This window comes from Collinsella sp. HCP3S3_E11, assembly GCF_052067375.1.
Classification (GTDB): domain Bacteria; phylum Actinomycetota; class Coriobacteriia; order Coriobacteriales; family Coriobacteriaceae; genus Collinsella.
On the sequence record NZ_JBQHQI010000006.1, the window covers coordinates 74,522 to 100,848 of the forward strand.

The 26,327-nt window shown below is 61.5% G+C and carries 23 protein-coding genes; 18 read left to right on the forward strand and 5 right to left on the reverse strand.

The features are described from left to right. Positions 1-233: 233 nt before the first annotated feature. From ACTM86_RS05450 to ACTM86_RS05460, 3 genes are all read left to right on the forward strand, one after another. On the forward strand, positions 234-941 hold the full coding sequence (locus tag ACTM86_RS05450) for a hypothetical protein (RefSeq protein ID WP_441016061.1): 708 nt from the start codon (positions 234-236) through the stop codon (positions 939-941). Between the two features lie 177 nt (positions 942-1,118). Then, on the forward strand, positions 1,119-1,790 hold the full coding sequence (locus tag ACTM86_RS05455; RefSeq protein ID WP_154515056.1) for a response regulator transcription factor: 672 nt from the start codon (positions 1,119-1,121) through the stop codon (positions 1,788-1,790). 9 nt (positions 1,791-1,799) lie between these two features. Further along, complete coding sequence (locus tag ACTM86_RS05460) at positions 1,800-2,843, forward strand: sensor histidine kinase (RefSeq protein ID WP_441016067.1); 1,044 nt, start codon at positions 1,800-1,802, stop codon at positions 2,841-2,843. 253 nt (positions 2,844-3,096) lie between these two features. Here ACTM86_RS05460 and ACTM86_RS05465 read toward each other — a convergent pair whose 3' ends face one another. Further along, entirely contained in the window at positions 3,097-3,534 is a 438-nt protein-coding gene (locus tag ACTM86_RS05465; protein ID WP_154515052.1) for a universal stress protein, read from the reverse strand. 242 nt (positions 3,535-3,776) lie between these two features. On the opposite strand from ACTM86_RS05465, the gene ACTM86_RS05470 reads away from it, so the two are divergent. Together ACTM86_RS05470 and ACTM86_RS05475 are read left to right on the forward strand one after the other, a co-directional pair. Further along, positions 3,777-4,757 (forward strand): undecaprenyl-diphosphate phosphatase, encoded by a 981-nt coding sequence (locus ACTM86_RS05470; protein WP_441016070.1) that lies wholly within the window; start codon positions 3,777-3,779, stop codon positions 4,755-4,757. A gap of 146 nt (positions 4,758-4,903) precedes the next feature. Continuing rightward, positions 4,904-7,807, forward strand: coding sequence for an ATP-dependent helicase (locus ACTM86_RS05475; protein ID WP_441016073.1), 2,904 nt, complete (start codon positions 4,904-4,906; stop codon positions 7,805-7,807). Between the two features lie 287 nt (positions 7,808-8,094). On the opposite strand, the gene ACTM86_RS05480 is transcribed toward ACTM86_RS05475, so the two are convergent. Next, positions 8,095-9,027, reverse strand: coding sequence for a type I phosphomannose isomerase catalytic subunit (locus ACTM86_RS05480; protein WP_441016076.1), 933 nt, complete (start codon positions 9,025-9,027; stop codon positions 8,095-8,097). Positions 9,028-9,099: 72 nt separating this feature from the next. Beyond that, the gene (locus tag ACTM86_RS05485; protein WP_441016079.1) at positions 9,100-9,819 is read right to left on the reverse strand and encodes a GntR family transcriptional regulator; all 720 of its coding nucleotides are present in this window, start codon (positions 9,817-9,819) and stop codon (positions 9,100-9,102) included. A 340-nt stretch (positions 9,820-10,159) separates the two neighbouring features. On the opposite strand from ACTM86_RS05485, the gene ACTM86_RS05490 reads away from it, so the two are divergent. From ACTM86_RS05490 to nhaA, 3 genes are all read left to right on the forward strand, one after another. Next, the gene (locus ACTM86_RS05490; protein ID WP_441016082.1) at positions 10,160-11,113 is read left to right on the forward strand and encodes an ROK family protein; all 954 of its coding nucleotides are present in this window, start codon (positions 10,160-10,162) and stop codon (positions 11,111-11,113) included. A 167-nt stretch (positions 11,114-11,280) separates the two neighbouring features. Next, complete coding sequence (locus tag ACTM86_RS05495) at positions 11,281-12,204, forward strand: manganese-dependent inorganic pyrophosphatase (protein ID WP_441016085.1); 924 nt, start codon at positions 11,281-11,283, stop codon at positions 12,202-12,204. Positions 12,205-12,467: 263 nt separating this feature from the next. Further along, positions 12,468-13,826 (forward strand): Na+/H+ antiporter NhaA, encoded by a 1,359-nt coding sequence (gene nhaA / locus ACTM86_RS05500; protein WP_154515038.1) that lies wholly within the window; start codon positions 12,468-12,470, stop codon positions 13,824-13,826. 100 nt (positions 13,827-13,926) lie between these two features. Here the strand turns inward: nhaA and ACTM86_RS05505 are convergent, their stop codons facing one another. Further along, on the reverse strand, positions 13,927-14,181 hold the full coding sequence (locus tag ACTM86_RS05505) for a hypothetical protein (protein WP_154515036.1): 255 nt from the start codon (positions 14,179-14,181) through the stop codon (positions 13,927-13,929). Positions 14,182-14,339: 158 nt separating this feature from the next. Between ACTM86_RS05505 and ACTM86_RS05510 the strand changes: the two genes are divergently transcribed. From ACTM86_RS05510 to ACTM86_RS05540, 7 genes are all read left to right on the forward strand, one after another. Further along, positions 14,340-15,644, forward strand: a complete 1,305-nt coding sequence (locus ACTM86_RS05510; protein ID WP_441016088.1) for an aminotransferase class I/II-fold pyridoxal phosphate-dependent enzyme — start codon at positions 14,340-14,342, stop codon at positions 15,642-15,644. 66 nt (positions 15,645-15,710) lie between these two features. Continuing rightward, the gene (locus ACTM86_RS05515) at positions 15,711-16,025 is read left to right on the forward strand and encodes an STAS domain-containing protein (RefSeq protein WP_154515032.1); all 315 of its coding nucleotides are present in this window, start codon (positions 15,711-15,713) and stop codon (positions 16,023-16,025) included. A gap of 153 nt (positions 16,026-16,178) precedes the next feature. After that, on the forward strand, positions 16,179-16,751 hold the full coding sequence (locus tag ACTM86_RS05520) for a twin-arginine translocase TatA/TatE family subunit (protein ID WP_441016090.1): 573 nt from the start codon (positions 16,179-16,181) through the stop codon (positions 16,749-16,751). Continuing rightward, complete coding sequence (gene tatC / locus ACTM86_RS05525) at positions 16,751-17,545, forward strand: twin-arginine translocase subunit TatC (RefSeq protein WP_193221504.1); 795 nt, start codon at positions 16,751-16,753, stop codon at positions 17,543-17,545. Before ACTM86_RS05520 ends, tatC begins: the two co-directional genes overlap by 1 nt. Positions 17,546-17,551: 6 nt before the next feature. Beyond that, positions 17,552-17,908, forward strand: coding sequence for a hydrogenase maturation nickel metallochaperone HypA (hypA, locus tag ACTM86_RS05530; RefSeq protein ID WP_152068469.1), 357 nt, complete (start codon positions 17,552-17,554; stop codon positions 17,906-17,908). Between the two features lie 54 nt (positions 17,909-17,962). After that, positions 17,963-18,646, forward strand: coding sequence for a hydrogenase nickel incorporation protein HypB (gene hypB / locus ACTM86_RS05535; RefSeq protein WP_152068470.1), 684 nt, complete (start codon positions 17,963-17,965; stop codon positions 18,644-18,646). A gap of 54 nt (positions 18,647-18,700) precedes the next feature. Further along, positions 18,701-21,274 carry a DNA topoisomerase I gene (locus ACTM86_RS05540; protein WP_441016093.1) on the forward strand — a complete coding sequence of 858 codons (2,574 nt, stop codon included), beginning with the start codon at positions 18,701-18,703 and terminating at the stop codon, positions 21,272-21,274. A 144-nt stretch (positions 21,275-21,418) separates the two neighbouring features. On the opposite strand, the gene ACTM86_RS05545 is transcribed toward ACTM86_RS05540, so the two are convergent. Beyond that, positions 21,419-22,399, reverse strand: a complete 981-nt coding sequence (locus ACTM86_RS05545) for a zinc-ribbon domain-containing protein (protein WP_441016096.1) — start codon at positions 22,397-22,399, stop codon at positions 21,419-21,421. A gap of 306 nt (positions 22,400-22,705) precedes the next feature. Here ACTM86_RS05545 and tmk point away from each other — a divergent pair, with 306 nt between their 5' ends. From tmk to ACTM86_RS05560, 3 genes are read left to right on the forward strand one after another with little or no spacing between them, the layout of a single operon-like run. Further along, complete coding sequence (tmk, locus tag ACTM86_RS05550; protein WP_441016099.1) at positions 22,706-23,389, forward strand: dTMP kinase; 684 nt, start codon at positions 22,706-22,708, stop codon at positions 23,387-23,389. A gap of 1 nt (position 23,390) precedes the next feature. After that, positions 23,391-24,518 (forward strand): DNA polymerase III subunit, encoded by a 1,128-nt coding sequence (locus tag ACTM86_RS05555; RefSeq protein WP_441016102.1) that lies wholly within the window; start codon positions 23,391-23,393, stop codon positions 24,516-24,518. Continuing rightward, the gene (locus tag ACTM86_RS05560; RefSeq protein ID WP_441016105.1) at positions 24,509-26,203 is read left to right on the forward strand and encodes a PSP1 domain-containing protein; all 1,695 of its coding nucleotides are present in this window, start codon (positions 24,509-24,511) and stop codon (positions 26,201-26,203) included. The genes ACTM86_RS05555 and ACTM86_RS05560 overlap by 10 nt, the downstream gene beginning before the upstream one ends. Positions 26,204-26,327: the final 124 nt, after the last annotated feature.

Genomic DNA, 26,327 nt, shown 5'->3' on the forward strand with positions numbered 1-26,327 from the left:
CGCCGGCCCCAAGCACCTCATCTCGCCGCTCAAACCGTCGCTCGCGTACAGAAGTACGCGTCGCTCCTCTTTCGCGGCGACCTGAGGCACTTGGGTCCGGCTCGCTGGCTTATGCTCCACCAGCGGTATTTGCTCGCCCCGAGCTAAAGCTAACTATTGCCGTCCGTGCCGATTGGTGCGGGCGGCTTTTTTGGGTATAACGGTGCGGTGTATGTTTTTGAGAAAGGTTGGATATGGCCGTTGTGGATGATGCCGAGCTGTTTGGCAATGCCGAGGACCAGCGTGCGTACGAGGACTTTTGCGCCAATCAGGAGGCGGTCGAGAAGTTTACGCTCGACAAGCCCGCGCTTGTCTGCCGTTGGCGCATGTCCAACAAAAAGGTGCCCATGCTCAACCGCCACATTCGTGCGCTGTCCGAGCGCCTGGTGCAGGGCGAGCCGCTCACCCATAACATGCTCAGCTGGGCCAAGCAGCACGTTGAGTGGTCGCTTGCCGAGGGCGATTACACCGCGCGCGACGGCGTGCTCATGCTGGTGATCGACGTTAACGGCAATGCCGCCATGACGGTGGGGGAGTACGAGCCGCTGGCCGATACTTCGGCCAAGGCGCTGCGTGCCCGCTCCGCCGAGGCCCGCTCCGAGGCCGACGAAACCGGCGTGGCGCCCGAGCTGCTCGCCGCCGTCAACAACGGCGAGCTGGTCTTTGTGGCACCGGCGGACGAGTGCCTGTGTGGCACGGCAACGCTTATCGAGCAGCTGGCCCAGACCAAGGGCATCCCGGTCACGCGCGTGGACATTCCCGCGCAGCTCAAGGGCGCGCTGTTCCTGGTGAGTGACGAGCACGGCGTGGTCCCTGCCGCCGAGACGGACGCCGTCGAGTCCGACGCCGCTACGGTTGCCTTCTTTGCCGAAGGCTACGAAAAGCTCCGTGCCCACCGCTAAATGATTTTCCTGGGACGGGGATTTAATAATCATTTGATCCTCGCTCCCGTTGCGAGCGAGGGGCGAGCCAAACGCTTTCGTTCGCGAACAGTTCTGTCACCTTGGTGCCTCGCGAGGCACGCACCTGCGGCTCCGCGGTCATAATGGGGCAAGACAACCAAGAGGGGAGCGGAATCCATGGCGCTGATCTATGTCGTTGAGGACGACGAGCGCATTCGTCGTGAGCTTGTCGACATCCTTGCCCGCGCCGGGTTTGAAATCGAGGCCTGCGAATCGTTTGAGCATGTCTCGCGCGATATCCTTGCCGCCGCGCCCGACTTGGTGTTGCTCGACCTCACGCTTCCCGTCAAGGACGGCCAACATATCTGCCACGAGGTTCGCCACGAATCCGAGGTTCCTATCATCGTCCTCACGTCGCGCACGACCGAGATCGACGAGGTCATGGCCATGACGCTTGGCGCGGACGACTTTGTTCCCAAGCCTTACAGCGCCCGTGTGCTCGTGGCGCACATCAATGCGTTGCTGCGCCGCACCGCGGCGGCGGGCGATCGCAGCACGCTCGTCCACAAGGGGCTGGAGCTCGACCTCGCCCGCTCCATGGTCACCAATACGGCAACCGGCGACAGTACCGAGCTCACCAAAAACGAGCTGCGTATCCTCTCGCTGCTCTTGGGCCGCGCGGGCAAGATTGTCTCGCGCTCGGCTATCATGCAGGACCTGTGGGACTCCGACGCCTTCGTGGACGACAATACGCTCACCGTCAATATCAACCGCCTGCGCACCACGCTCGAAAAAATCGGCATCAAGGGGTATTTGACGACGCATCGCGGCCAAGGCTATTCGGTCTAGGAGCCGGTTATGTCGTTTGCCAAGTTCTTTAAAGATGCACTGCTTCCCATTGCCGTGTGGACCTGCGGCGTGCTGCTGAGCTGTTTTGTACTGACGGTCGCCGGCGCCCCGGCATCCATCGTGGTCGTGGCGGTCGGTGTGTCCTTTATCTTTGGCATGCTGGGCATCGTGATCGAGTACGTGCGCCGTCGTCGTTTTCTGTGCCAGCTGGAGCGCGCGGCAGAGGAGCTGGGGAGCCCCGCTTGGGTGCAGGAGATGGTGCAATGCCCGACCTATGCCGAGGGCGAGCTCGAATATGAGGTCTTGCGCCGGGTGGGCAAAGCCGCTTGCGACGAGGTGGCGGAAGGCCGGCGCCAGACCGATGACTACCGCGACTATATCGAGAGCTGGGTCCACGAGGCCAAGCTGCCCCTGGCGGCGGCTCATCTGATTTTAGAAAACCTGGACGGCAGCGAAGACGACCTGTCGCGCGTGGATGACCTGGGTCGCGAGCTGGCTCGCGTGGAGCGCTATATCGATCAGGCGCTGTACTATGCGCGCTCGGAAGTCGTAGAGCGCGACTACCTGATTCGCCGCTGGGGTCTCAAGAGCTTGGTGACGGGCGCGATTAAAGCCAACGCGCGCGAGCTCATTGCGGCGCACGTGGCTCCGGTGTGCGAGAACCTCGACTTTGAGGTGTTCACCGACGAGAAATGGCTCGAGTTTATTCTGGGCCAGCTCATTCAGAACAGCATTAAATATGCGCGTGAGGACGGCGCGAAGATTGTGTTTTCGGGTGCGTTGCTGGACGAGGGCCTGGCAAACGAGCGCATCGAGCTTACCGTCGCGGACAACGGCTGCGGCGTGAGCGCGGCTGACCTGCCGCGCGTGTTCGAGAAGGGCTTTACCGGCGATAACGGCCGCACCACCAAGCGTGCAACGGGCATCGGCCTCTACCTGGTGGCGCGCCTGTGTTCCAAGATGGGCATCGACGTCACCGCGGCATCCGACTCCGGCGAAGGCTTTGTCGTAACATTCGCTTTCTCGACCAACAAGTTCCAATACTTCGAGTAGTCGGGCCGTCTTGTGGTGCGGATGGCTATGTTCCCGAACGTGAACATGGCTATGAGGCTCTAAAAAAATCACCCAAACAAAACGTGCCGCCCGACCAGGGTGGCACGCCATCTCTCTATTCAGCTAACTCGCTGAAGTACGGTGACGAAGGCGCAAGGCCGGGAGGGGTTATCTAAGCCGACATCCCGCAGCCGCGAAGCGGCGAGGACGTCGGCGTGATAACCCCGCAGGCCTTGCGCCGGCGGGAAGGAACCTACTTCACGACCAGAATGTCGCAGTCGGTGTTGCGCAGCAGGAATGTCGAAATCGAACCCAGGAGCGCATACTTGATCGAGGAAAGGCCACGAGCGCCGCAGAGCACCAGATCGGGCTTGACCACGTCGAGCATCTCGTCCTTGAGCGTCTCGCGAATACGGCCGGCGCGAATCATGACTTCGACCTCGGGAATGTTGGGATTAGCCTTGGCCTCTTCGAGCTGCTTGGCGATGGAGTTCTTAAAGGCCTCCTCCAGGCCGTTGACCAGATCGACCGGATAGGAACCGGCGCTCTCGAGCGCCGTGGAATCGATGACGTGACCGATGATCAGCTTGGCGCCATTGTTTGCGGCGACCTTGATAGCGCGTGTGAGCACAAAATCCTGCTGCTCAGTACCGTCGAGTGAAACAAATACCTTGGTATAGCCCTCGTTCATGGTTTCCTCCTTGGTCTATCGCACGGGCGCGGGGCTCGTGCATCGGACGACGTGTTGGCCGCCGGACACTTTAGCTTGTTGCAGTTATACCCAAGGATTTCGGTTTGACCGCTCGCAATTCTGTGAACGGGCGAGATTTTTGGTAAGGGTGGGCGCGGCCGCGGCCGAACGGTTGATAATGGGACATCGCCCGCAACCGTCCGCAGAACAACTATCGGCGGGTGACAAACGAGGGGGTCCCTTTGGATATCATCGAGCTTCTAAAATCTGCCTTCATGGGCCTGGTCGAGGGCATCACCGAATGGCTGCCCGTTTCGTCGACGGGCCACATGATCTTGGTGGACGAGTTCGTCAAGATGAATGTGAGCGAGACATTCTGGAATATGTTCCTGGTCGTGATTCAGCTTGGCGCCATTTTGGCCGTTTGCGTTCTGTTCTTCTACGACTTAAATCCGTTCTCGCCCAGCAAGGGCAAGGAGGGTCGTCGCGACACCTGGGTGCTGTGGGGCAAGATTGTGCTTGGCTGTATTCCCGCCGCGGCGATCGGTCTGCCGCTCAACGACTGGATGGAGGAGCATTTCTATAACGCTCCCGTCGTGGCGCTGGCGCTCATCGTGTACGGCGTGTTGTTTATCGTGATTGAGAACTGGCGTGCAAGTAAGCGCGAGAACGCCGCTCTTGCCGATTCGTTTGGTTCGCGTGCTGTGGTGGCGGGCGGGCGTCCCGCCGGTGCACACTTCGCGGCGCCTGCGGCGGATATTGCCGAAGACAATGACAATGACGAGGATTTGGATTTTGGATCCATCGCCACGCTCGAGGACCTGAGCTGGAAGACCGCATTGGGTATCGGTTGCTTCCAGGTGCTTTCGTTGATTCCGGGCACATCACGTTCCGGCTCCACCATCATCGGCGGCCTGCTGCTGGGCTGCACGCGCTCGGTGGCGTCCAAGTTCACGTTTTTCCTGGCCATTCCCGTTATGTTTGGCGCGAGCGCGCTCAAGCTGGTCAAGTACTTCGTTAAGGGCGGTACGTTTGGCACCAACGAGATTGCCATTCTGGGCGTGGGCTGCGTCGTGGCCTTTGTGGTTTCGCTTATTGCCATCAAGTGGCTCATGGGCTTCGTTCGCCGTCACGACTTTAAGTGCTTTGGCGTCTACCGCATTATTCTGGGCATCGTGGTGCTCGCGTACTTCTTTGTTCTGGAGCCTATGCTCGGCCTGTAACTTGGTTGACGCTGCGCGGCGGCCAGAGCGCGGCGCACGGAGTCGTGGTGTGATTTACATCGGTGTCCGCGCGGCTCGGTATACTGGTACGGCTCAAACTATGGCGCCGCCCGCAGGCGCGCCGTCCGTCAGATGAGGAGTCGCCCATGACCCAGCCCTTGCCCTGGGAAAAGAACGCCGCGGTACCCGTGCCGCCCGCGCCGGAACCCGTGCCGCTCGATGCATACATCGCCCCCGCTGCGCCGGAGCCCGAGCTCGTTCCGCTCGACATCTACGACGCTCCCGCGCCGGCACCCAAGCCCGTCAAGCCGCTCGTCGACATCGACAGCCTTAATCCCGCCCAGCGCGAGGCCGTCCTGACCACCGAGGGCCCGTTGCTGGTCCTCGCCGGCGCAGGCTCGGGCAAGACCCGCGTCCTGACCTTCCGCATCGCGCATATGCTCGGCGACCTGGGTGTTAAGCCTTGGCAGGTTCTTGCCATCACGTTTACCAACAAAGCCGCGGCCGAGATGCGCGAGCGTCTGACGGCGCTCATTCCCAGCGGTACCCGCGGCATGTGGGTGTGCACCTTCCACGCCATGTGCGTGCGCATGCTGCGCGAGGACGCCGACCTGCTGGGTTACACCGGTCAGTTCACCATCTACGATGACGATGACTCAAAGCGCATGGTGCGTGACATTATGCAGGCGCTCGGCATCGAGCAAAAGCAGTTCCCCATCAACATGATTCGCAGCAAGATCAGTTCGGCCAAAAACGCCATGATCGGCCCCGAGGACATGCTCAAATCCGCCGATAGCCCCAACGACAAAAAGGCCGCGCAGGTCTACCTGGAGCTGGAGCGCCGCCTGCGCGCCGCCAACGCGATGGACTTCGACGATTTGCTCGTGCGCACACTCGAACTGCTGCGCACCCGCCCCGAGGTGCTCGACAAGTACCAGGAGCGCTTCCGCTACATTAGCGTCGACGAGTATCAGGACACCAACCACGTCCAGTACGAAATCGCCAACCTTCTGGCCGCCAAGTACCAAAACCTCATGGTTGTGGGCGACGATGACCAGTCCATTTACAGCTGGCGTGGCGCCGACATCACCAACATCTTGGACTTTGAGCAGGACTTTAAAAACTGCAAGACCGTTAAGCTCGAGCAGAACTACCGCTCTACGGGCCATATCCTAAACGCCGCCAACGCCGTGGTGCGCCACAACTCGCAGCGCAAGGACAAGCGCCTGTTTACGGCCGAGGGCGATGGCGAGAAGATTCAGGCCTTCCAGGCGAGCGACGAGCGCGACGAGGGCCGCTGGATTGCCGGTGAGATCGAGAAACTGCATGCCAAAGGCACGAGCTACGACGACATCGCCGTGTTTTATCGCACCAACGCCCAGTCGCGTATTCTCGAAGATATGTTTCTGCGCGCGGGCGTGCCCTACAAGATCGTGGGCGGCACTCGATTCTTCGACCGTGCCGAGATTCGCGACGTCATGGCCTACCTCAAGATGATCGTGAACCCGGCCGACGAGATGAGCGTCAAGCGCGTCATCAACACACCGCGCCGCGGCATTGGCTCCACCTCAATCCAAAAGATCGAGCAGCTGGCACGCGACAACCGTTGCTCGTTCTTCCAGGCTTGCGAGATCGCGTGCGCCGAAACCGGCATGTTTAGCGCCAGGGTGCGCAACGGCCTGTCGAGCTTTGTCTCACTGGTGCGCGAGGGCCGCCGCATGGACGGCGAGCTCAAGGACGTTGTCGAGATGATCGTCGATAAGACGGGCCTGCTGCAGGCGTTTCGCGCCGAGGGCACCATGGAATCTGAGAGCCGCGCCGAGAACATCCAGGAATTTCTGGGCGTTGCGGCGGAATTTGAGGAGACGCACGAGGATATCGAGGGTACGCTCGAGAGCCTAGAAGAGCTGCGCGCAGCCGGTGTTGCCGACGTGCCTGCCGGCGCCGAGCCCGAGCCCGTCGTGGTGAGCGTGTCTGCGCCCGAACCGGGGCCATCTGTCCCGGCATCCTCGTTTGAGGCGCTCGTCGGCGCCCGTGACGCCGCGGGCTCCAATCCGCTCGATGGCTTGGCCGCTCCGGCGCTGTCTCCGCAGGATGCCCTGGCCGCCGCCATCGCAGGCAACGCGTATGCCGCGCCGACGGAGCTGTCGGCGGGTGCCGTGCATGCCGGCGAGATCGAGCGTACCTACGGTCCGCTCACCTGTAAGGCGCTGCCGGCACTCATGGAGTGGCTGGCCTTGCGCTCCGACTTGGATTCCCTGGCCGGCGAGACGCATGCCATTACCATGATGACCATCCACTCCGCCAAGGGCCTGGAGTTTCCGGCGGTGTTCGTGGCCGGCATGGAGGAGGGTATCTTTCCGCACGTGCACGACTTTGGCGGCAGCGATGATCCGGGCAAGCTCGAGGAGGAGCGTCGCCTGGCCTACGTCGCCATCACGCGTGCCCGCAAGCGCCTGTTCTTGACCTATGCGGCCACGCGTCGCACCTACGGTTCGACCTCCGCCAACCCGCGTTCGCGCTTTCTCAACGAGATTCCGTTTGAGGATATCGAGTTTAGCGGTATCGGTTCTGCCGGTTTTGAGGGCACGGGCTGGGAGAAACGCGGCGACCGTCGCGGCACCTTTGGCTCGGGCATGGGTTCGGATATGTATGGCGGCAAGGTGTTTGGTTCGCATACGCGCTCGACCGGCGGTTCCGGTTCGCGCGGCGGATCGAGCTTCGACGATTTCTTTGGCGGCAGCAGCTACGGGACCGAGCGCCATCGTGGGGTCTCGCCCGACGCCGGTCGCGTTGCCTCGACCTTTGGCTCGGGCGCACCGCGAGCCAAAAAGCCGTCGTCCAAGGTGTCCCCAACAGTGGAGCGCAAGGTCGATCGCGCCAGCGCGTCGCAGGACTTTGCCGCGGGCGATACCGTGAGTCATAAGACCTTTGGCACGGGTACCGTGATCTCGGTCGCTGGAGACATGATCGAGGTCCAATTCGAAAAGACCGGCCAGACCAAAAAGCTAATGAAAGGCTTCGCTCCGATTGTTAAGCTGAATGCCTAACTGCGAGGTTGGCCGGGCGCGCCGGGGGCTTTGGTCGCCTGCTCGGACAGTCCTGCTCGCACGGAGAGCACATTAAGTGCTCTCCGGCTCGTGCGGAACTCGCGATCGACCAAAGCCCCCGGCGCGCCCTCTTCCTTGTGACGTTTTAGCCTGCAGCTTTCGAACCTCGCTCTGCTCGTTCGCTTTTTGATCTGGAGAGCCGGGTGGGCTGATAGATAGATACGAGTAGGGGCTCTTCCGTACATGGTCGGGAGAGCCCCTTATTACGTTTCGGTTGTTGGCGCGACCTAGAGGTGGCTGATAATCAGTTCCATCTGGCCTTCGAGGTCAATGGAGCTGACGGTGCTGGGTGCCAGCAGGTGACTTCCCTTGTGGACGGGATCGCCGCAGACGGTGCCTTTGCCGTCGATGACCGACAGGCACATGAAGGGCCAGCGCTGCTCCAAGGTCTTGCTGCCGTCGACGCGCACGCGATCGACGGTGTAGCAGGAGTTAGACTCGAGCTCGGTCACGCCGTTCACCTCGGGTGCGGCCACCGTGCCGTCGGTCGGAGCCTGAGCATCAAAGTCGATGCAGTCGAGGCTCTGTTCAATGTGCAGCGGACGCAGTTTGCCGTCGGTGCCGGGACGGTCGTAGTCGTACAGGCGATATGTCACGTCGCTTGACTGCTGCGTCTCCAAAATGAGCGTACCGGTCTTGATGGCGTGCACGGTACCGGAATCAATCTGGAAAAAGTCGCCCTTGTGGATCGGCAGCACGTTGAGCATGTCGTCCCAACGGCCCCCCTCGATCATCTGTGCGGCCTCGGCGCGGTCATGCGCGCGCTGGCCGACGATGATCGTGGCGCCGGGCTCGCAGTCCAGCACATACCAGCACTCGGTTTTGCCCAGGCTGCCGTTCTCGTGCTTGGCGGCGTACTCGTCGTTGGGATGAATCTGGATCGAAAGGTCGTCCTTGGCGTCCAGAATCTTAATGAGCAGCGGGAACTCCTTGCCCTCGCACCTGCCAAAGAGCTCGCGGTGCTCGGCCCACAGCCACGACAGCGTGTGGCCTGCATACGGGCCTTCCGCAATCTGGCAGTCACCGTTGGGGTGGGCCGAGATGGCCCAACACTCACCGATGGGACCCTCGGGAATGTCGTAACCAAATACGGTTTCGAGCTGGCGGCCACCCCAGATCTTCTCGTGGAAGATCGGCGTCAGTTTAATCAAATCGGACATATTCATACCCCATTGTGTTGCGCGGGCGTTGCACAAACAGCTCAAAACGAGCGCCCGCATGACTACAAAAACCTATGCCAACGTTACGTTGTGCAACTCAAAGCGGTCGCCAACGTTGCGCGAGACCGAATACTCAAAGGCCGCGCCGCTGTCCAAAAAGCCAATCTGGTTGAGCTCGAGCAGGGGAGAGCCAGGTTTGGTGTCCAGGCGCTCGGCTTCTTCCTCGGTTGCTGCCACGGCGCGAATGGTACGGTGGAAGCTCGAGATCTTCAGCCCACATTGCTCGCGGATAAAGCGGTAGACCGATCCGTACAGGTCCTTCTTTTTAAGGCCCGGAATCAGCTCGAGGGGCATGTAGGTGTACTCGATAACGATGGGCTTCTCATCGGCCTGACGCACGCGCACGATGTGATAGGCAAAGTCATCCTCGGCAATTCCCAGCTGGGCTGCGATGTCCGCTGGTGGATTAACAATCGAGAAATCGTAGACCACCGAGGTCACCTTCTCCCCGCGGTGCTCATACGAAAAGCCCTGGGCACGGTCGTTTTTGCCCTGGAAAAACGCTTGGCCGGGAAGTCCCGCCGTGTCCTTAACGTAGGTACCCGATCCACGACGGCTGGTAACAAGACCTTCCTCGGTGATTTGCTCGATAGCTCGTTTGACGGTGATTTTGGAAACGCTATAGAGCTCGCAGAACTCAACGACGGTGGGAAGCTTGTCGCCTGGTTTAAGAGCGCCATCCTCAATACTTCGACGAATATCTGCAGCTATCGCCTCGTATTTGGGAATCATGGAACCTCCTTTCCAACTTGATTGAGTATAAAAGAAAGTATACTCAACACCTAAGTATCCCTATTGAGTCATTGAAAAGTTCGATAGATATATTACTAAAAGTCGCTTTGCTCTAAAAATAAAAGCGCTCTAAATAAATATACATTCGAATAATGTCGTGTTGAGAAATCTAATCGGTCCGAGGACGGGGCCGAACCGATTTAGCACCCAGCGAACCGAATCCTGTATTCTGCATTTCCTCAGATAAAACCTACCAAAACAAACCTGTCCCTTTTTGGTAGGTTTTTGCCTTGGGAGCGGTACCATACAGACAATGTTTAAACGAGAAAGGCGGGCCCCTATGGAACCTAAGCAGTACTACATCGGCATCGACGTCGGCGGCACTTCGGTTAAGGAGGGCCTGTTCGACGGGGATGGCAACCTGCTTGCGAAGGTCAGCGTGCCCACGCCTCCCATCGTTGACGCTGCGGGCTTTGCCGCGGTGACCGAGGCTATCGACCAGGTGGTCGCCAAGGCACAGATTCCGCGCGCCTTTGTGGCGGGCATTGGCCTTGCTGTTCCGTGCCCCATTCCGGCAGCGGGCGATGCCAAGGTCAAGGCCAACATTGCCATTAACCTGCCCGATTTGAGGATTGCCATTCAGGAGCACTGCCCCGATGCGGTCGTTAAGTACGAGAACGATGCCAACGCCGCTGCCATGGGCGAGGCTTGGCTCGGTTCTGCCAAGGACGTGCAGAATGTGGTGATGGTCACCATCGGTACCGGCGTGGGCGGCGGCGTTATCGTCAACGGCGATGTGGTGTCGGGTGTTGTGGGCGCTGGCGGCGAGATTGGCCATATGTGCCTGAATCCGGCTGAGGAGCGCACTTGCGGCTGCGGCGGCCATGGCCACCTGGAGCAGTATTCCAGCGCCACCGGCGTGGTGAGCAACTACCTTGCCGAGTGCAAGAAGGCGGGCGTCGAGCCCATCGAGCTCACCGGCCCCTCCGATTCCAAGGACGTGTTCCAAGCCTGCCGCGAGGGTGATAAGCTCGCGCTGGCCGCGGCCGATACCATGGCCGACTATCTCGGCCGCGCCCTGGCGCTTATTGCCAACGTGGTCGATCCCGAGATGTTCCTGATCGGCGGCGGCGCCTCCGCCTCGGCCGATGTCTACCTCGATAAGGTTCGCGAGTACTTCCAGCGCTATGCGCTTTCCGCCTCGCGCGAGACGCCCATTAAGGTTGCCTCGCTCGGAAACGACGCCGGCATCATCGGTTCTGCCTACGTAGCCCTGCGCGCTGCCGGTAAATAGCTGGTGCAAGGGGGCCAGGTTACTTTGCACCAACATGGTGCAAAAGGGACAGCCTTGGCCCCCCATACCTGCCACAAAATATGCCGTGGCCCTTCTGTCCCCAAAGGCCAGCTGCCAGCGTGCTACCATAGCTACGTCTAAGTACACATACCAAGTGGAGGATACCCATGGCAAACGTTCTTGTCTTTGGTCACCAGAACCCCGATAACGACGCCATCATGAGCGCCGTCGTTCTGTCTCAGCTGCTCAACCAGGTTGAGTATGCCGGCAACACCTATGAGGTCTGCGCTCTTGGTCAGCTTCCGGCAGAGTCCGCCAAGCTGCTCGCAGACGCCGGCATTGCCGAGCCCCGCATGATTGAGTCCGTCGAGGCCGGCCAGCTTGTCGTCCTCACCGACCACAACGAGTCCGCCCAGTCCGTTGCCGGCCTTAAGGACGCCACGGTCTTTGGCGTCGTTGACCATCACCGCATCGGCGACTTTGAGAGCGCCGGCCCGCTGCACTACATCTGCCTGCCCTGGGGTTCCAGCTGCACCATCGTCACTAAGCTCGCCGGCGTGCTCGGCGTTGAGCTTTCCGACGTTCAGGCCAAGCTGCTGCTCTCGGCCATGATGACCGACACGCTCATGCTCAAGAGCCCCACCACCACCGATGTCGACCGCGCCGTCGCTGCCAAGCTCGGCGAGCAGGTGGGCGTCGACCCGGTCAAGTTTGGCATGGAGGTCTTCCTCACCCGTCCGTCCGGCTCCTTCACCGCAGCCGAGATGGTCGGCAACGACATCAAGATGTTCGAGCCCGCCGGCAAGAAGCTGCTCATCGGCCAGTACGAGACCGTCGACAAGAGCCGTGCGCTCGGCATGATCGACGAGATCCGCGAGGCCATGCGCGCCTACGCCGCCGAGAAGGGTGCCGACGGCATCGTCCTGTGCATCACCGACATCATGGAGGAGGGCTCGCAGGTCCTGCTCGAGGGCGAGACCGAGGCCGCTCAGAAGGGCCTGGGCATTGCCGACGAGCACGATGGCGTCTGGATGCCGGGCGTCCTCTCCCGTAAGAAGCAGGTCGCTGCCCCCATCATGGCCGCCTGCTAGGTTTTGTAACCTGCTACGACCGGACCGCGGACGCCCCGCGCTCCGGTCGTTTTTTGTGCGCGGGACCGCGTCCTCTATTGGACAGGGGCGCCCGTACCGTTGGGCAAATAATGTTCAACCTGTGGTTCCGCTTTTCGGCCACGCCTGCGTGCTTGTCGTGCAGGGTAGGCTAGATGCAAGCGTAATACGTTGGAGCGCGGTGCCGCCACTTGGGCGGGCCGTGCTTTTTTAAGACGGGAGCTTTCCCGTGAAAGGAGCCGCCCATGGCAGCAACTGAGCAGCTGTTCAACGTTCGTGAGCGCAAGCGCTTTGAACGTCATGACATCTGGGAGCGCATCGCCGAGAACGGCACGATTTCCGCCGCCGTCATGGTCATCGCCGCCATCGCCGCCGTTATCTGCGCCAACACCGATGTCTACGAGGCTATCCATCACTTTTTGGAGACCCCGCTGTATGTGGGTCTGGGCAACCTTACGGCTGGCCTCACCGTCGAGCTTTTCGTCAACGACTTTCTCATGGCGATCTTCTTTTTGTTGGTGGGCATTGAGCTTAAGTACGAGATGACGGTCGGCGAGCTCAAGAATCCGCGTCAGGCCATGCTTCCCATGCTGGCAGCCGTGGGCGGCGTCGTCGTTCCCGCCTGCATCTACCTGATCTTTAACCATGCCGGCGCCCGCAACGGTTGGGCCATCCCCATGGCAACCGATATTGCCTTTGCGCTGGGCGTGCTGTCGCTTTTGGGCAATCGCGTGCCCAACGGCGTGCGCGTGTTCTTCTCGACGCTCGCCATCGCCGACGACCTCATCTCCATCGCCGCCATTGCCATTTTCTACGGCCAGAGCCCCAGTCCGTTTTGGCTGGGTGCCGCTGCAGTTGTGACCTGCGCACTTGTGTGGCTCAACAAGACTCAGCATTATCGCCTTGCCCCGTACTCGGTGCTTGGTCTGCTGCTGTGGTTTTGCATGTTTAAGAGCGGCGTGCACGCCACGCTTGCCGGTGTCATCCTGGCCTTCACCATCCCGGCCAAGTGCGGTGTTAAGCTCGATAGCCTTACCGATTGGCTTGGCGAGTACCTGCCGTTGCTCGACGACCGTTACGACGACGAGGCGCACATCCTGGGCCAGCACGACTTTACCCTTTCGACCACCAAGGTCGAGCGTGTCATGCACCGTGTGACCCCGCCGCTCATCCGCATGGAGCGCCTGATCTCCACGCCGGTCAACTTTGTGATCCTGCCGATCTTTGCGTTTGTCAACGCGCAGGTTCGCCTTGTGGGCGTGGACATGAGCGTGCTGCTTACCGACCCGGTGACCCTCGGCGTGTACTTTGGCATGCTGCTGGGTAAGCCGATCGGTATCTTTGGCGTGACGTTTGCCCTGGTCAAGCTTAAGGCTTGCGAGCTGCCTCATAACGTTAACTGGCATATGATCGCCGGCGTGGGCATTTTGGGTGGCATCGGCTTTACTATGTCGATCCTCATCAGCGGCCTCGCCTTCCCGACGGCCCAGTTCGAGGTTCTGGCCGCCAAGGCCGCCATTCTTGCCGGTTCTGTTACCGCGGCCGTGCTGGGTATGATCTACATGAGCGTGGTCTGCAAGCACCCTTCGCCCAAGGACGAGTAGGAGCGCGAAAACCGGGGCCGGACATGCCCCGGATGCCCTCGTGTGAAAAAACGCCGTTTGTGAGCACTGTCACAAACGGCGTTTCATTTATTTGCCATTTTTATTCCACGGTGCCGTAGACGGCGCCCCAGCCGTGGGCGGCAAGGGCCGAGTTAAGCTGGTCGCAAAGCGATTGGCGGTCGTAGTGACCGGGCGGCAAAAGATTCACGATTTCCATGAGATCGGGCGCCAGGTCCAAAATCTCCGCCTGAACGATTAGATCCAGGCGGTCAATGGCCTTACGGTCATAAAACAAGCCGTCGACCAGACGCTGCAGGTCTCCGAACTCCTCGGCTTGAAAAGAGCCGTATTCCATACTGCCTCCTTGGATGTGCCGTGCGGCTATACGGGTCATACGGTGGATATCGTAATTCATTGCGATGGACTTAATCTATCACGGCTTCATACCGTTGCGGCGGTAGCGGTCTATACTTAGACAAACTGCAACGTCCCGCTTTGCGAAAGGTCGCACCCATGCAGACGATCTACCAGAAGATGGAAACCACCGAACTCGATGCCGCCATCGAGGCGCTCAAAGCCGAGGTTGCCGAGGTCAAGGCCAAGGGCCTGGCGCTCGACATGGCGCGCGGCAAGCCGTCGCCCTCCCAGGTGGACATCTCGCGCCCCATGCTCGATATCCTCAATGCCGACGCCGATCTGCACGACGGTAACGTCGACTGCTCCAACTACGGCTGCTTTGAGGGCATTCCCTCGGCACGCAAGCTGGCGGGGGAGTTCCTGGGTTGCCCCGCCGATCAGACGCTCGTACTGGGTTCGTCGAGCCTTTTGATCGAGCACGATATCGCCGGTATGTTCTGGCGCTGCGGCTCGTGCGGCAGCGAGCCTTGGGAGGCTTATGAGGCCGCGCACGACGGTAAGAAGGTCAAGTTCCTGTGCCCGGTTCCCGGCTACGACCGTCATTTTGGCATCACCGCCGACCTGGGTATCGAGAACGTCCCCGTCGCGATGACCGGCAACGGCCCCGACATGGACGAGGTAGAGCGCCTGGTTGCCGCCGACGACTCCATCAAGGGCATCTGGTGCGTGCCCAAGTATTCCAACCCCACGGGCATCACCTTTAGCGAGGACACCGTGCGCCGCTTGGTCGAGATGCCCACGGCCGCGCCCGATTTTCGCATCTTTTGGGACAACGCCTACTGCGTGCACGACCTGTACGACGAGACCGACGAGCTCGCCAACATCTTCGATCTTGCCCGCGCGGCGGGTACCGAGGACCGCGTGGTGGCATTCGCCTCGACGTCCAAGATCACCTTCCCGGGCGCGGGCATCGGCTTTATCGGTGCGAGTCCCGCGGTCATCGCGGAGTTCTCCAAGCGCCTGAAGGCCGGTCTTATCAGCGCCGACAAGCTCAACCAGCTACGCCACGTGCGCTTCCTTCCCACCATCGAGGCGGTCAAGGAGCACATGAAAAAGCATGCCGAGTTCTTGCGTCCGCGCTTTGAGGCCGTCGAGCGCAAGCTCACTGAGGGCCTGGGCGATACGGGTTGCGCTACTTGGACGCATCCCCGCGGCGGCTACTTTGTGAGCTTTGATGGCCCCGAGGGCTCGGCCCAAAAGGTCGCAGCGCTTTGCGCCGACCTGGGTGTCAAGCTCACGCCGGCAGGTGCCACCTGGCCTTATGGCAAGGATCCGCGCGACACCAATATCCGCATCGCGCCGAGTTATCCCACGGTCGAGGACCTGGAGGCCGCACTCGACGTGCTGGTGCTGGCCGTCAAGCTCGTCGCTGCCGAGCTTGCTCGTGCCGAGCGCGCCTAACGCGTAGGGCCCCGCAAATCCGCGTCCAGTACCATCCGCACTCTCGATACGCAAAGGAGCGTATACATGGATTTGGGTATTTCCACCAACCCCACGCCGGAGCTCTACACCATCAGGGTGACCGGTGAGATTGATATCTCTAACGCCGACAGCTTGCGTAACGCCATCGACTTGGCGCTCGAGCAGCCCACCGAGGCCGTTGAGCTCGACTTTGCCCAGGTGAGCTATATCGACTCGACAGGTATTGGCGTACTTGTGGGCGCCGCGCACCACGCAGCCGATCACGACAAGCGGTTTGGCTGCGTCAACGTGCAGCCTCCGGTGATGCGCGTGGTTCAGTTGCTGGGTGTCGACCAGGAGATTTCAATTACGGCGGCATAAGCCCTGCCCCAAAAAGGGCGTGCCGTTTGGTATATGTTTGTGATGCGCTCGGATGTTTTGACGTCCGGGCGCTATACTTGACCGAATGAATAGACGAGTTCCGGCCGAATGGCGCGGTGCGGGCTCGACTCACATCGAGCCTTGGAGGTATGTGTGTTTGGTATTGGAGAGGGTGAGCTCGCGATCATCGTGGTCTTCGGCTTTTTGCTGTTTGGCCCGGATAAGCTCCCGCAGATGGGCCGCACGATCGGCCGTGCCATCCGTCAGTTCCGCGAGACGCAGGAAAAGATGACGGCTGTTGTTCAGTCCGAGATTATCGATCCGGTAAGCGAGGCCGCTTCGGCTCCGGTCAAGCCCAAGAAGGCTGCCGTCGATGACGATTCCGATGCGGACAAGGATGCCGTCGAGACGGCCGCGCCCGCAAAGAAGGAGACCTTTGCCGAGCGCCGTGCCCGCCTTGCCGCCGAGAAGGCCGCGAGTGAGGGTGCTGCCGAGGACGAAGGTGCTGCTGGTGAGGCTGAGGGCCCCGAGTCTGCCGCTGCCGCCGTCGAGCCCGAGCCTGCTGCAGAGCCGGAGCCCGAGCCCGAGCCGGCAGAGCCCACGACGGCTGACCTCTACGCCCGTCGTCCCCGCAAGCGCAAGGCCGTCGTCGACCAGCTCGCTCGCGAGCTCGAGGCCGAGGACGACGCCGCTGCCGCCCATGCCCCGAAGGGAGGCGATGAGTAATGCCTATCGGACCTGCGCGCATGCCGCTCTTCGATCATCTGGGTGAGCTCCGTCGTCGCCTGACCATCGTGGTCGTGTCAGTCTTTGCCGCCGCCATCGTGCTGTATTTCGCCACGCCCGTGGTGCTCGACATCCTGGAAGACCCCATCCGCTCCTTTGTGCCGGACGGTAAGTTCTACATCACCACCACGCTCGGCGGCTTTGGTCTGCGCTTTTCGCTGGCCCTCAAGATGGCCGTTGTCATGTGCACGCCTATGATCATTTGGCAGATTCTGGCGTTTTTCCTGCCGGCGCTTCGCCCCAACGAGCGCAAGTGGGTTGTGCCCACGGTGCTCGCCTCGACGGTGCTGTTCTTCCTGGGCGCAATCTTTTGCTACTTCATCATCATCCCTGCGGGCTTTGAGTGGCTCATCGGCGAAACCTCGGCCGTCGCTACGGCGCTGCCCGATCTGGAGAACTACGTCAACATGGAGCTGCTCTTTATGATCGGCTTTGGTGTGGCGTTTGAGCTGCCGCTCATCATCTTCTACCTGTCTGTCTTCCATATCGTGTCCTATGCGGCCTTCCGCGGTGCCTGGCGTTACGTATACGTTGGCCTGCTTGCGGGCTCGGCTGTGATTACGCCCGACGGCTCGCCCGTTACGTTGGGTCTCATGTATGGCGCCCTGCTCTCGCTCTACGAGATTTCGCTCGCCATCGCCCGCGTGGTCATTACCGCGCGCGATGGTAAGGAAGGCTTGTTTGTGAGCCGTCTGGATCTGTTCTCGAACGACGACGAGGACGACGAGGAGTAAATCCGTATGCACGAGGTTGGCATTGTCAACGGCATACTCGATACAGTGATTCGCGCGGCGCGTGGGGCGGGGGCCTCGCGCGCTGTTTTGGTAACGCTGCGCATTGGGGATATGACCGAAGTTGTGCGTGAGGCGCTCGACTTTGCATGGGAGACGTTTCGCGACGAGGACATGCTCACGCGCGGCTGCGAGCTTGCCGTGGAGGAAGTCCATCCACAAAGCGAGTGCCTGGACTGCCGTGAGGTCTTTGAGCACGACCGCTTCCATTGCCGCTGTCCTCAGTGTGGCGGCACCAACGTGCGCCTGCTGCACGGCCGCGAGCTCGACATCGCCAGCATCGAGATTGAAACCCCCGACAATTAACCAGCCTGCCATTTGGGGACGGGGTATAAATGGTAGAAGTAAGGAGTGCCGAGTATGGCCGAGAAAACTATTGATATCGCATCGCCAATTCTGTCGCGCAATGAGCGCCTGGCAGATCAGCTGCGTCAGCGATTCAAAGAGACAGGCACCTATGTGATCAATGTGCTGTCGAGTCCCGGCTCTGGTAAGACCACCACGATTCTGGGCACCAACGAACGCCTGCGCGACAAAGCCGGCCTGCGCTGTGCCGTCATCGAGGGCGATATCGCCTCGGATGTCGACGCCATCACCATGAAGGAAGCCGGCATGCCCGCCATTCAGATCAACACGGGCGGTCTGTGCCACCTCGAGGGCAACATGATCATGGAGGCCGTTGATGCGTTTGACCAGGCAGTGGGCCTTCAAAACATCGATGTTATCTTTATCGAAAACGTGGGCAATCTGGTCTGTCCGGTCGACTTTGACCTGGGCGAGAACCTGTCCATCATGATTCTCTCGGTGCCCGAGGGCGACGACAAGCCCATTAAGTACCCGGGCATCTTCCAGCACGCTGGCGCACAGCTGCTCAACAAGGTCGATGTGGCCCCGGCTTTCGATTTTGACATGGATAGGTATACTAAGACACTCGATGACCTCAATCCGCAGGCGCCGCGGTTTGCCGTGAGCGCACGCAAGGGCGAGGGCATGGATGCCTGGTGCGATTGGCTCATCGGGCAGATCGAACAAACAAGGGCGTAAGTCGGCCGTCGTACGTGCGGTCGCAGCCGCAGACACACGAGATAGGAGCCTCTTTTGAAGCTCATCATCGCCGAGAAAAACGACGCCGCGCGTCAGATTGCCGAGCGTCTTTCCACGGGCAAGCCCAAAAAGGACAAGGTGTACAACACCCCCATCTACCGTTTTGAGTGGAAGGGCGAGGAGTGCGTGACAATCGGCCTTGCCGGTCACATCCTTGCGCCCGATTTTTGCGACAGCGTGCTGTTCGATAAAAAGCTGGGTTGGTATTCGGTCACCGAGGACGGCGAGATGCTGCCGGCCGACATGCCCGATGGCCTGGCGCGTCCTCCCTATGACACCAAGCGCAAACCGTTCCTTGCCGACGGTATCTCCATCAAAGGCTGGAAGCTCGAGAGCCTGCCCTACCTTACCTGGGCGCCCGTTATCAAGCTACCGGCCGAGAAAGAACTCATTCGCTCGCTCAAGAACCTTGCCAAGAAGTCCGACAGCGTCATCATCGCTACGGACTTCGATCGCGAGGGCGAGCTGATTGGTTCGGACGCCCTCAACAAGGTGCGCGAGGTTGCGCCGGACTTGCCGGTTGCCCGCGCCCAGTACTCTTCGTTTACCAAGGCCGAGATCACGCAGGCCTTTGATAACCTCGTCTCGCTCGACCAGAACCTGGCCGATGCCGGCGAGAGCCGTCAGCACATCGACCTCATTTGGGGTGCGGTGCTCACGCGCTACCTGACGCTCGCCAAGTTTGGCGGCTTTGGCAACGTGCGTTCTGCCGGCCGCGTGCAGACCCCGACGCTCGCCTTGGTGGTCGAGCGCGAGCGCGAGCGCATGGCGTTTGTGCCCGAGGACTACTGGCAGATCCGCGGCATGGCTGCCGCGCAGGCTGCTGCCGAGGACGACCGCTTTAAGATCGCGCACAAGACGGCGCGTTTTACCGACAAGGATGCTGCTGAGACGGCGTACGGTCACGTTGACGGTGCCAAGACGGCAACCGTTGCCGCGGTGACCAAGCGCTCGCGCAAGCAGCAGCCGCCCACGCCGTTTGCGACCACCTCGCTGCAGGCTGCCGCTGCGGCCGAGGGCATCTCGCCCGCACGCACCATGCGCATCGCCGAGTCCCTCTACATGGCGGGTCTTATCAGCTATCCGCGTGTCGACAACACCGTGTACCCCGCGACGCTCGATCTGGGCGCCGTGGTGAGCGATCTGGCAAAGATCAACCCGGCGCTGGCGCCCGTATGCAAAAAGGTGCTCGCCGGTCCCATGAAGCCCACGCGCGGCAAGGTCGAGACCACCGACCACCCGCCTATCTACCCCACGGGCGAGGGCGATCCGTCCACGCTCGACGGTGGCCAGCGCAAGCTCTACGACCTCATCACTCGTCGCTTCCTGGCGACGCTTATGGGCCCCGCCACCATCGAGAACACCAAGCTCGAGCTCGACGTGAACGGCGAGCCGTTCGTGGCTTCGGGCGATGTGCTCGTGACCCCGGGTTTCCGCGAGGCATACCCGTACGGACTCAAGCGCGACGAGCAGATGCCGCCGCTGGAGCAGGGCGACACGGTCGACGTATTCGACATTAAGCTCGAGGCCAAGCAGACCGAGCCGCCCGCACGCTACAGCCAGGGCAAGCTCGTGCAGGAGATGGAAAAGCGCGGCCTGGGCACCAAGTCCACGCGCGCGAGCATCATCGAGCGCCTGTACGCCGTGCGCTACCTCAAAAACGATCCCGTGGAGCCGAGTCAGCTGGGTATCGCCATCATCGATGCACTGTCGCAGTTTGCCCCGCGCATCACGAGCCCCGATATGACCAGCGAGCTCGACGGCGACATGACCCGCGTGGAGCGCGGCGAAGATACCGAAGAGCATGTCGTGACGCACTCGCGCGCGCTGCTGGCCGGCGTGCTCGATGAGCTGCTCAAGCATACGCAGGAGCTGGGCGACGCCATCAGCGATGCCGTCACGGCCGATGCGCGCGTGGGCGCCTGCCCCAAGTGCGGCAAGGATCTGGTTATGAAGACGAGCGCCAAGACCCGCGGCAGCTTTATCGGCTGCATGGGCTGGCCCGACTGCGACGTGACCTATCCGGTGCCGAGCGGCGTCAAGGTGAGCCCGCTCGAGGGCGAGGCGGCCGTGTGTCCCGAATGCGGCGCACCGCGCATTAAGTGCCAGCCGTTCCGCCAGAAGGCTTTCGAGATCTGCGTGAACCCCACGTGTCCCACCAATTACGAGCCCGACCTTAAGGTGGGCGAGTGCAAGGTGTGCGCCGAGGCCGGACGCCATGGCGATCTGATTGCGCACAAGAGCGAGAAGAGCGGCAAGCGCTTTATCCGCTGCACCAACTATGACGATTGCGGCGTGAGCTATCCGCTGCCGGCGCGTGGTAAGCTCGAGGCGACGGGTGAGACCTGCCCCGAGTGCGGCGCTCCCATCGTGGTGGTCAACACGGCGCGCGGTCCGTGGCGTATCTGCGTCAACATGGACTGCCCGACCAAGGAGAAGAAGCCCGCCCGCGGCCGCAAGACGACGACCAAGGCGAGTACGGCGAAGAAGACCACGGCGAAAAAGACGACTGCCAAGAAGGCTGCCGCGAAAAAGACGACCACAAAGAAGGCGGCCGCCAGCAAGTAACGGCGCAGCCGAAACATTGCCCAAAACAAAAACGAGCGAGGGTCCCATGATCCTCGCCCGTTTTTTGTTCGGCGGTTGGGGACGTTCCTTTTCTGCCGGCAGTTTAGGAACGTCCCCAACCGCCAGCTCGGGAACGACAAAACGCTAGTTCACCTCGACGGGTTTGGCGCTGGGATAGCGGTCCTCAAAGTCCAAGCGATACTTGTTGCTGCTGGTTCCCGGCTCGTTGTCGCGTGCCAGCGGCGCCACGATTTCGTCCTTATGGTCCGAGGGCTTTGCGTACTTTAGGCTGATCTCCCAGGCATCGCAGATCGCGTCGATGCGGTGATCAAGGTCGTCATACAGGGCAATGATGTCTTTCCAGGAGTGGTAGTTCTTGGAGCTCATGGGGACGTCCAGGTCCTCGACGATATCGTAATACTGCTCGATGGTCTCCTCCGTGCGCTCGGCGACGTCGGCGAGATTTTGACGGGTGGTGCGATCTTCTTCCAGATAGCTACCATTGAAGGCCTGCGCGCAGGCGCGGACCTGGCTATCGAGGTCCTCGAGCAGGTCGTAGTATTCGCTCAGGCGACGGTAGAGGTTCTGCTCGGAGAGGGTTGCTTCGCCGCCAGCCTCATCGTCATCGTCATCGTCGTAAAGGCTATTGGGGTCGCCGAGGGGCTTGAGGTCATCATCGTCAACATCGTGGTGCAGCTTGGTAACCTCGGCAGTCGTCTGCGTGGCGGAGTCGTCGAACGGTTTGATCACAAAGAAGATGACCAGGGCGATGATGATTGCCACCAGCGCAACGATAACGGCGATAAGCGCCCCGGTGCCGCTCTTTTTGGGAGCGGGGGTCTGTGGCGAAGCAGGCGCGTATGCGGGAGCCGGCTGCTGTTGGGGCGAGCCGCTCGCGACGGGTATGCACTGCGTGGTCTCGACGGCCGCGGGGCTTGCGGCGGGGTCGGGGCGATAAGCGAGGGGGTCGTCCGCCTTGGCTTGCGGCGTATCAAGGGGCCCGGTCTGCTCAAAAGCGGGCTGGCTATCGCTCGCGGCTGTTTGCTCAACGGGTGCACCGCACGAGGTGCAGAACTTGGCATTATCTGCAAGAAGCTTGCCGCACGAGGCGCAATACCGAGACATTGCCACTCCTTTCGCCACATTTCAATGCCATACGACGATTATACCAAGCATCCAAAATTCCCCATCATAAGTTGCGGTGAAATAGGGACTGTTTGGCGGTCTTAGAGCTTCAATCAGTCCCTATTTCACCGCAACGTTGGAAAGGCACCTTTAGTCATTGGGAGTCATTGGGGACGTTCTTAAACGACCAGTCATTTAAGAACGTCCCCAATGACTAGGTTGGATTTGGGGTGCGCCTGCCCCTGGGGTATCATGATTTGGTTGATATATCTGCATTTACGCGCCTTGTAGGAAGGGACTGCGCCCATGGCTTTTGAGCCCGCTCAGCATAGCTTTATCACGCTCGAGGGCGTCGATGGTGCCGGTAAGTCCACGCAGGCGCGCCTGCTGGCCCGTGCGCTCGAGCTCGCTGGCTACCAGGTCGTGACCCTGCGTGAGCCGGGTGGTACCGCCATTAGTGAAAAGATCCGTGCCCTGCTGCTCGACCCCACCAATACGGCGATGGGGGATACCTGCGAGCTGCTGCTCTACGAGGCCGCACGCGCCCAGCTGGTGCACGAGGTCATAGCTCCCGCCCTTGCGGCCGGCAAAGTGGTCCTGTGTGACCGCTTCTATGATTCCACGACCTGCTACCAGGCGTTTGCCGACGGCCTCGATCGCCAGATGGTACGCGACGCCAACAACCTTGCTGTCGCGGGGACGCACCCGGCGCTCACGCTCGTCTATCACATCACGCCCGAGCAGGCGGCGCTTCGCATGTCCGCCCGTGGTGCGGTCGACCGCATGGAGGCCAAGGGCATGGCGTTCCAGGAGCGCGTTTACCAGGGATTTAGTGCCATTGCCGCCGAGGAGCCAGATCGCGTGAAGCTCATCGACGCCACCGCTTCCATCGAGGACGTCTTCGCGCAGACGGTCGAGCAGGTTCGCGCGTACGGTCTCGACATTTCCCAGGACGCCGTCACTGCCACGCTTGCCCAGGAGGCCGAGTAACATGGCCCCCGCTCAGACAAGCCTGCTGGCCAAGCTCGACACCCAAGAGCGCGTACGCGATTTTTTGACCAACGCCGTCGCCAGCGGCCGCGCATCGCACGCCTACCTGTTTTTGGGCGCTCCCGGTGCCGGCAAACTCGATGCCGCCTGGGCGCTCGCCCAAGCCTTCCTGTGCGAGCAGGACGGCTGCGGCTCATGCGATAGCTGTGTGCGTGTCGCCCGCCATACGCACCCCGACGTGCACTATTACACGCCCGAGAGCGCCACGGGCTACCTCATCGCCCAGACCCGCGAGCTGCTCGACGACGTGCCGCTGGCGCCCATCCGTGCCAAGGCCAAGGTCTACATCATCGACCGTGCCGAGCAGCTGCGCGCCAACACCGCCAACGCACTGCTCAAGACGCTCGAGGAGCCGCCCGAGGGCGTTATGTTTATCTTGCTGGGCACCTCGGCAGACGTGATGTTGCCCACTATCGTGAGCCGCTGCCAGTGCGTGCCGTTTCGGCTGGTGTCGCCCGCCGCGGCCACGAAGGCCGTGAGCCGCGCGACGGGCCAGGATCTCGCACGCTGTCGCATGGCGTTCGCCGTGGCGGGGAGCCCCACGCGCGGCATCGAGTTCCTTAAGAGCGCCGAGCGCCAGGATGCTCGCCGCCAGATGGTCCGCGCCATCGATTCGCTCATCGCCGCCGACGAGGCCGATGTACTCAGTCGCGCCAAGTCGCTCATCGTCGCCGTTAAGGCTCCGCTCGCCGAGGTCAAGTCCACGCAGGAAAAGGTGCTCGAGCAAAACGCCGATTATCTGTCGCGTGGAGCATTGAAGCAGCTTGAGGACCGCAACAAGCGCGAACTCAACGCGCGCGAGCGTTCGGGTATCATGGAAGCGCTGGCGAGCGCGCGGACGCTCATGCGCGACGTGCTGCTGACGCTTCAGGATGAGGCGGCAGACATTGTGAACGAGGACGTGCGCGACACGATCGGGCGGCTTGCCGCCGCGACGAATGTTGCGGGTGCCACCCGGGCGCTCGAGGCGGTCGCGACCGCCGAGCGCAACATTGCCAGAAACGTTACTCCCCAGCTGGCCATCGAGGTCATGCTGTTCGATATCAGGAAGGCACTGAAATGCCGTTAGTCGTACCCGTTAAGTTTACCTACGCCTCGCGCGACCTGTGGTTTGACCCGCAGGATCTGGATATCCTCGAGGCCGATTATGCCATTTGCTCCACCGAGCGCGGAACCGAGATCGGCCTGGTCACGGCCGATCCCTTCGAGGTGCCGCAAGACGAGATCGGTCAGCCGCTCAAGCCCGTGCTGCGTGTGGCGAGCGATATCGACCTGCAGCTTGCCGACGACCTGGCCATCCAGGGCGATGAGGCCATGGTCGATTTCCGCCGTCTGGTCAAAGATCTCGACCTCGAGATGAAGCCGGTGGGTGTCGAATACCTGTTTGGCGGCGAGAAAGCCGTGTTCTACTTTGCGGCCGAGGAGCGCGTCGATTTTCGTCAGCTCGTCAAGGACCTGTCCTCGACGCTGCACATTCGCGTTGACATGCGCCAGATTGGCGTGCGTGACGAGACTCGCTTGGTGGGCGGCTATGCCCAATGCGGACAGGAGCTCTGCTGCACGCGCTTTGGCGGACAGTTTGAGCCCGTCTCGATTCGCATGGCAAAAGAGCAGGACCTGCCGCTCAATTCGTCTAAGATCAGCGGCGTGTGCGGCCGCCTGATGTGCTGCCTGCGCTATGAGTTCGAGGCGTACAAGGACTTTAAGAGCCGTGCGCCCAAAAAGAAGACGCTCATCGATACGCCGCTCGGCAAGGCGCGTATCCAGGAATATGACACGCCGCGTGAGCAGCTGGTGCTGCGCCTGGAGAACGGTAAAGTCTTTAAGGTCAACCTGGCCGATATGACGTGCTCGGAGGGCTGCAAAAAGAAGGCCGCCGAGCAGGGCTGCAGCTGCCGCCCCGACTGCGTGACGCGCGATGTGCTCGAGCGTATCGAGTCGCCCGAGATGCGCCTGGCGCTCATGGAGCTCGATCGCGAGAACGGCGTCGACGTGGGCGATGGCCTGTCGAGTGCCGACCGTCTGGCCGGCACGTCGATGCCCAAGCGCCGTCGTCGCGATGCCGAATCCGATGCTTGTGCCGGTCAGGGCCAGGGCGAGGGTCGTGGCCGCGGAAAGGGCCGCGGCAAGGCCGAGGCTTCCGAGGCCGAGGAGGCGGCCGGCGGCCGTCGTCGCCGCAAGCGCGCGGCGTCCGTCGACAACGGCGAGACCGCGGGCAAGAACGCCTCTCGCGAGCGCGAGGCTCAGCAGCCCCAGCAGCAAAACCGCGGCGGCGGCATGAACCCCACGCGCCGTCGTCGCCGCCACCTGTCGAGCGAGGAGCGCGAGGACGCCTTCCGCACCGCAGCCGCTCGCGAGGCCGGTGCCGCTCCCAAGGGTGCCTCGGCCTCCGACGCGCCTGCCGACAAGGCTGGCAGGCCACGTGGCGAGGAGGAGCGCGCGCCGCGTCCGCGCCGTCGCCATTCCTCGGGCACGCAGCAGAAACCCTCGGTTCCTTCTGTGGCCGATCAGGTTTCGGATGGTGAAGTCAAGGTCACGCGCCGTCGCCCCGGCGATGGCGGAGGAGCTGCCGCCAAGGCTTCGCGCGGCGGTGCTCGCGACGAGCGCGAACCGCGTGAGGATCGCAGTGGCGAGGGCTCGGCCGACCAGAGTCAGAAGCGCCGACGCCGTCGCCGTTCCCGCAAGCCGCGCCAGGATGGTGGCGAAGGCTCGACCCACACCTCGTCCGCACCGCAACCGCCTGCCGGCGAATAGCGCCCGCAAGCGGATTCGACTTATCTGACCCCAAGTGCAACGGGGTATCATGGCACTGAATCGACAACCCTCCCTTCGCCCAAGCGTAGGGAGGGTTTTGTCATAAATAACTATCTGAATGGTT

Coding starts and splice junctions, on each gene's coding strand:
- ACTM86_RS05450 (WP_441016061.1), top strand. CDS start 234: ATGGCCGTTGTGGATGATGCCGAGCTGTTTGGCAATGCCGAGGACCAG.
- ACTM86_RS05455 (WP_154515056.1), top strand. CDS start 1,119: ATGGCGCTGATCTATGTCGTTGAGGACGACGAGCGCATTCGTCGTGAG.
- ACTM86_RS05460 (WP_441016067.1), top strand. CDS start 1,800: ATGTCGTTTGCCAAGTTCTTTAAAGATGCACTGCTTCCCATTGCCGTG.
- ACTM86_RS05465 (WP_154515052.1), bottom strand. CDS start 3,534: ATGAACGAGGGCTATACCAAGGTATTTGTTTCACTCGACGGTACTGAG.
- ACTM86_RS05475 (WP_441016073.1), top strand. CDS start 4,904: ATGACCCAGCCCTTGCCCTGGGAAAAGAACGCCGCGGTACCCGTGCCG.
- ACTM86_RS05480 (WP_441016076.1), bottom strand. CDS start 9,027: ATGTCCGATTTGATTAAACTGACGCCGATCTTCCACGAGAAGATCTGG.
- ACTM86_RS05485 (WP_441016079.1), bottom strand. CDS start 9,819: ATGATTCCCAAATACGAGGCGATAGCTGCAGATATTCGTCGAAGTATT.
- ACTM86_RS05490 (WP_441016082.1), top strand. CDS start 10,160: ATGGAACCTAAGCAGTACTACATCGGCATCGACGTCGGCGGCACTTCG.
- ACTM86_RS05495 (WP_441016085.1), top strand. CDS start 11,281: ATGGCAAACGTTCTTGTCTTTGGTCACCAGAACCCCGATAACGACGCC.
- nhaA (WP_154515038.1), top strand. CDS start 12,468: ATGGCAGCAACTGAGCAGCTGTTCAACGTTCGTGAGCGCAAGCGCTTT.
- ACTM86_RS05505 (WP_154515036.1), bottom strand. CDS start 14,181: ATGGAATACGGCTCTTTTCAAGCCGAGGAGTTCGGAGACCTGCAGCGT.
- ACTM86_RS05510 (WP_441016088.1), top strand. CDS start 14,340: ATGCAGACGATCTACCAGAAGATGGAAACCACCGAACTCGATGCCGCC.
- ACTM86_RS05515 (WP_154515032.1), top strand. CDS start 15,711: ATGGATTTGGGTATTTCCACCAACCCCACGCCGGAGCTCTACACCATC.
- tatC (WP_193221504.1), top strand. CDS start 16,751: ATGCCTATCGGACCTGCGCGCATGCCGCTCTTCGATCATCTGGGTGAG.
- hypA (WP_152068469.1), top strand. CDS start 17,552: ATGCACGAGGTTGGCATTGTCAACGGCATACTCGATACAGTGATTCGC.
- hypB (WP_152068470.1), top strand. CDS start 17,963: ATGGCCGAGAAAACTATTGATATCGCATCGCCAATTCTGTCGCGCAAT.
- ACTM86_RS05545 (WP_441016096.1), bottom strand. CDS start 22,399: ATGTCTCGGTATTGCGCCTCGTGCGGCAAGCTTCTTGCAGATAATGCC.
- tmk (WP_441016099.1), top strand. CDS start 22,706: ATGGCTTTTGAGCCCGCTCAGCATAGCTTTATCACGCTCGAGGGCGTC.
- ACTM86_RS05555 (WP_441016102.1), top strand. CDS start 23,391: ATGGCCCCCGCTCAGACAAGCCTGCTGGCCAAGCTCGACACCCAAGAG.
- ACTM86_RS05560 (WP_441016105.1), top strand. CDS start 24,509: ATGCCGTTAGTCGTACCCGTTAAGTTTACCTACGCCTCGCGCGACCTG.